This is a genomic window from Pallidibacillus thermolactis (genome assembly GCF_025660415.1).
In the GTDB taxonomy this organism is placed as follows: Bacteria; Bacillota; Bacilli; order Bacillales; family Caldibacillaceae; genus Pallidibacillus; species Pallidibacillus thermolactis.
On sequence record NZ_JAOUSE010000088.1, the window covers coordinates 1 to 5,283 of the forward strand.

Here is a 5,283-nt window from a genome sequence, read left to right on the forward strand (position 1 = left end):
CACAATCTCCTAAAATTTGTAGGTAATATCAAGCTATTTTCAGGAAAATGTAAAAAGAGCGAATTGAGAAACACAAGGATTTCTCAATTTCGCTCTTTTTTTGGGGACTTATTGGACAGCCCCATTGATACAATGGTTTCTGATTCTTATAATTTGATGGCCATTTTTTTCGTTGTTAGACGAATTAGCCAGATGATAATCAAGCTCAATACGATGGAAGCAACGATAAAAGCCGAACTTGATAATTGAAAAGTTCCAATTGGTAACCAATTGTAAACGATATCCATCGTATTTGTCCCCCAGAACATTGAGCGAATGGAGATTAATGAGATAGAAATTAAAATATAGCCTAAACCGATCATTACGTTAAATCGATAAAAACCAGTGGTAATGAAATAGCCAACAATATAAAAGAAAAATAAGTTTAATGTGTTTAATAAGAGGGCCAAGCTTAAATTTTCATGAACCCCAGTTGGAGCATCTAGAATCGAAAACACAATCGCTTCTATTAAATTCCCTGAAGTATCTTCTTTGTCAAATACTGGCATATCAGTAATGGTGACAGGTAAATTAAATAGATCAACAATCCATCCTACTAATAAACTTAGAATTAGCGTAATGATAGGAATTACGATAGATAGACCGATTGCAGCTAAAAGGGATCCTTTAAAAACATCTCTTCTTGTTAACCCATTTTGTACAAAAAAGGGAAGAAATGCATAAGCGGCAATGATACCAATAACTAACATATAAATATTCCCAGCAATATGAGAAGCTAGAAAATAATCAGTGACTTCATTATTATCTGAACGAGTTCCTAGCAAATTTGCGCAAATTTGTATAATATGAACCAAAAACGATATACCGATAAACCAGACTGTCCATTTCATTTGTTCAGTAAACATATTGGAACCAATTTTTAATGAGATGGGCTGTTGTTGCATACTATTAAACCTCCTCCGTTAAATGGATAAATAAATCTTGTAGGGGAATTGGACCGACATCAAGTCCAAGTCTTTCGGCATCGTAACGTTGTTTTTCAAGTAATTTTTCATATACCATAACCGATTTTGTATTGCCTAGTTGTTGTTCGTTTAAAATTTTCATACCGCTGGTGAATTCATCGACAACTCTACTTTCCCCAGTTATTGAAACACCTTTGGAAATTAAGTCTTCATATTCTTCTTGTACAATTAATTTTCCGTTTTTAATGATTAAAACTTCATCAAACAAGTAATCCATCTCTGAAACTAAATGAGTGGAGAGTATAATTATGCGAGGGTTTTTTTCCTGATCTGCCAAGATTTCTTTATAAAACATTTCTCGTGTTGGTGCATCCATTCCTAAATACGCTTCATCAAAAATCGTAAAAGGTGCTCGACTGGCTAAACCAATTGTGACACTCATGGCTGATTGCATTCCTTTTGATAATTTATTAACAGGTTTTTTTAATGGTAAGTGAAAGCGATCAATTAAATAGTTCGCGTATTCCTTATCAAAATTTGGTCGGTAGTATTCGGCAATTTGGAGCATCTCTTTTACTGTACCTGTTTCATCTTTATAATCTTTTTCATAGACAAATGCGACTTGTTGCATAATTTTGGCATTTTCAAATGGCTCTTCACCGTCAATAAGAATTTTTCCTTCTGTTGGTTCTCTAAAGGATGCGATAAGGGAAAGTAAGGAGGTTTTTCCTGCACCATTACGACCGAGTAGACCGTATGTTTTTCCGTTTTCCAGTTCAAAAGATATGTTTTTTAAAGCTTCAAAATCATTATATTTTAAAGATAAATTTTTCACTTCGACCTTCAATGTGTTTACACCCTTTCTTTTGCTTTTTTAATAAGCGTTATTAATTCTTCGTCGGTAATTCCAAGAATTTTAGCTTCCTCAATAAGATGAATAATATAATTATCTACGAATTGTTCCTTCCGCTTTTTTATTAGCGTTTCTTTTGCTCCTTCTGAAACGAACATACCAACCCCCCGCTTTTTATAAAGAATGCCTTCATCAACGAGTTGATTAACGCCTTTTGCAACAGTCTGGTGATTTACTTTATAAAAGTTGACTAACTGATTGGTAGAAGGTGCTTGTTCTCCTTCCTTCAATATATCTCGTAAAATTTGATCTTCAATTTTTTCACGGATCTGTAAGTATATAGGTTTATTGTTATCGAGGAGTTTGCTCAAACATTATTCACCACCTAGTTTTCTGGTGTTATGGTTATACAGTTCAATGTATAAGTGTATGTGTATGAATACAAAATGTCAACTGTTCTTTTGACATAATTCCCAAATTAGTACTAAAATAAGAAAGGATGGAGGTATTAAATTGAAACAAGGAAAAATTTTTACTAAAGATTTTATTATTCTTTTTTCTGCTACTTTTTTTGTAGCGCTTATTTTTTATTTACTGATGACCTCATTTGCCTTATATGCAGTTCAGCAATTTGCTGCATCTGAAAGTGAGGCGGGGTTAGCTGCAGGTATTTTTATAATCGGTGCTTTATTTGCTAGACTACTAGCTGGTAAGTATATTGAAGTCATCGGTCGTAACAAGTTATTGTACAGCAGTCTTATATTATTTTTAATCGCCATTTTATTTTACTTTTTCGCAAATAGTTTAGGTTTATTATTGATCATCCGTTTTATTCATGGAATGGGCTTTGGGGCATCTTCGACAGCGATGTCCACGGCTGTGATGGATATGATCCCTTATGAGCGAAAAGGAGAAGGGACTAGCTATTTCACCTTAAGTTCTGTATTTGCTACTGCATTGGGACCGTTTTTAGGTTTGTACTTAACACAAAATTTTGACTTCCAACAAATTTTCATCATCTGTACAATTTTTACCGTTATTAGTTTGATTCTTTCCTTTTTTGCTAAAATCCCTGAAGCAGAAATTTCTGAGAAAAAATTGAACGAAACAAAAAAAGGATTTCACTTTCAAGACTTTATTGAGATGAAGGCATTACCAATTTCCTTTGTGATGATTATCCTCGGAATCGCCTATGCAAGTATCATTTCATTTATTAATGTTTATGCGATTGAACTTCAATTACAAGATGCAGCAAGTTTATTTTTTATTGTTTATGCGATTGTTCTATTATTCACAAGACCGTTGACCGGTAGATTACTAGATATAAAAGGAGATAATATTGTCATTTATCCTGCAATCATTTTTCTCACAATATGTCTTGTTTTATTAAGTCAGGCACGCGTTGGATTTGTCCTTTTATTAGCAGGTGCCTTTTTAGCATTAGGTTTCGGAACACTGGTGTCTTGTGGACAGGCAATTGCGGTTAAGGAAGCACCGAAAGAAAGGGTAGGTCTTGCCGTTTCAACTTTTTATATTTGTTTAGATGGTGGAGTAGGCATTGGACCATACTTAATCGGATTTATCATTCCGTATGTAGGTTTTCGAGGGATGTATTTAATTTTGGCGTTATTCGTCTTTTTAACTGTTATCCTTTATTACTTTCTACATGGAAAAAAAGCAGCAGCCAGAAGAAAAGAAAAGGAACAATTACAAAAAGTATTATAGATATGATTGGAGACTGTTTTACATGCAGTCTCCTTTATTTTTACATAACAAATATATTGTCGTTTCAATATCCGATATTATGATTCGTTAATTAGAGGAATAAGTTGTAAAAGTAGTTGGAAACACTTATGAGTCTGAAAGATAATAAATTAAAATTAGTCCAGAGATTTTTGTACTTTATGAATTGTTTTTCTCCATTGGTTTAGCAGGAGTTGGTTTATTGATGGGAATTGGTATGTATTTTACTACACGCTTGTTGTTGAAAGGTTTTGTGAAATATCTAAAATACAATATGTCCATGGTGAAAGGCGGTATGAAACATGCTTAATATAAAAAAGATCTCCTTAATTGCACTGCTCCTTTTATTGATTGGTGTCATCGGTTGTTTATTAACCTTTCAATCTGCCTTTCAAGCAGAGCCGATTCATGAAGAGAGAACTTTTAATCAGGACATTAAACATATAAAAATTAATTCAGATAATGCCACAGTCAATGTGATGCGAACATCTGATCCAGAAATCGTAGCTGAACTAACGGGTACAAATTCCAAAGGCAGAAAATCTCACTTTAATACTGAGGTAAAAGGAGATACACTAGTTATTGATTTTGATGAAGCACAAGTGAAATATTTTAATTTTCTGTTTCACGAATATCATTTGCAGTTAAACGTATATCTTCCAGAAAAGATATATGATTCTATAACAGTGGATTTAGTTAATGGAAATGTCGATATTGAGGAACTACAAGTGACAGATTTAAAAGCAAAAACCGTAAATGGGAAAATTAACATAGAATATGTAGAAACTTCAAATGTACAAGTGCTGTCTGAAAATAGTGCTATTTACCTTAAACATACAACAGGTCAAATTTTAGGGAATGTAACGAATGGAAAAATTACAATTGAAGCAGAACATCTAGAACAAAATATGAACTTAGAAAGTATAAACGGTGCGATTGATGTTCGTACTATGACAGATCCAACAAATGTTGACATTGATGTAGAAAATGAAAATGGGATAGTACGACTGTTTGGAGAAAAGGATTATCATTTCACAGTTGGAAATGGAGAACATCATATTCATTTAAAATCTGTAAATGGTAATATATCAGTAAGAAAATAACTAATAACGATGAACCATGGTTGTAAGATCCTTTGAACTAAATAAAGACGTCTCAAGGTCCTTATTTCCACGAAAACTAAGTATTTTAATGTATACCTAAAATCAACTTTATATCGCTCAATTTGGAGTGGTGAAATAAGAGGAAAAGATGTTTATGAAATTAAAGATAAAACAAAGATTAGCACAAATCTACAATTGGAATGTATATATTCAGAGAATGAAAGGTTGATAATCAAGAAAGATTTTGGTGATCGTAGGATTTTTGTAGTAAATGGAAATGAGTCTCTTGTAGCTGACATAAAATTAACAAGAGTCATTCCTCCTCTAGAAGTGAAAGCTAAGATATATTCACATGAGGAACGTTTTTGATAATTGTCGTTTTATATTACTTATTTAAAAAAATTTAAAGCAATTTAACATAGCTAGTGATACTTTGAGCGGTGGCCGTTTGAACAAACTTTATCTTCATGAGTCATCAGGATTTATTAGAAAAACGGGTTCTCCGTCAAATGTTGGGGTGGTAAAGAAATCAGGCCACCCCTATCCTATATGTAGACCCATTCCTTTATACTGATGTCTCAATAAGATTCTTGCTCGAAATCTCTTGAAGTTTTTATAT

The 5,283-nt window shown here is 32.9% G+C and carries 6 protein-coding genes; 3 read left to right on the forward strand and 3 right to left on the reverse strand.

The features are described from left to right. Positions 1-146: 146 nt before the first annotated feature. The 3 genes from OEV82_RS15790 to OEV82_RS15800 are packed head-to-tail and all read right to left on the reverse strand — an operon-like array spanning position 147 to position 2,189. Complete coding sequence (locus OEV82_RS15790) at positions 147-944, reverse strand: hypothetical protein (RefSeq protein WP_263062409.1); 798 nt, start codon at positions 942-944, stop codon at positions 147-149. A gap of 4 nt (positions 945-948) precedes the next feature. Continuing rightward, on the reverse strand, positions 949-1,812 hold the full coding sequence (locus OEV82_RS15795; RefSeq protein ID WP_263062410.1) for an ABC transporter ATP-binding protein: 864 nt from the start codon (positions 1,810-1,812) through the stop codon (positions 949-951). A 5-nt stretch (positions 1,813-1,817) separates the two neighbouring features. After that, complete coding sequence (locus OEV82_RS15800; RefSeq protein WP_263062411.1) at positions 1,818-2,189, reverse strand: GntR family transcriptional regulator; 372 nt, start codon at positions 2,187-2,189, stop codon at positions 1,818-1,820. A gap of 142 nt (positions 2,190-2,331) precedes the next feature. Between OEV82_RS15800 and OEV82_RS15805 the strand changes: the two genes are divergently transcribed. From OEV82_RS15805 to OEV82_RS16255, 3 genes are all read left to right on the forward strand, one after another. Continuing rightward, positions 2,332-3,543, forward strand: a complete 1,212-nt coding sequence (locus OEV82_RS15805) for an MFS transporter (protein ID WP_263062412.1) — start codon at positions 2,332-2,334, stop codon at positions 3,541-3,543. A 320-nt stretch (positions 3,544-3,863) separates the two neighbouring features. Continuing rightward, a complete protein-coding gene (locus tag OEV82_RS15815; protein WP_263062414.1) occupies positions 3,864-4,664 on the forward strand; it encodes a DUF4097 family beta strand repeat-containing protein in 801 nt (266 codons plus the stop codon). 63 nt (positions 4,665-4,727) lie between these two features. Continuing rightward, complete coding sequence (locus OEV82_RS16255) at positions 4,728-5,033, forward strand: tubby C-terminal domain-like protein (protein WP_456152470.1); 306 nt, start codon at positions 4,728-4,730, stop codon at positions 5,031-5,033. Positions 5,034-5,283 lie beyond the last annotated feature (250 nt).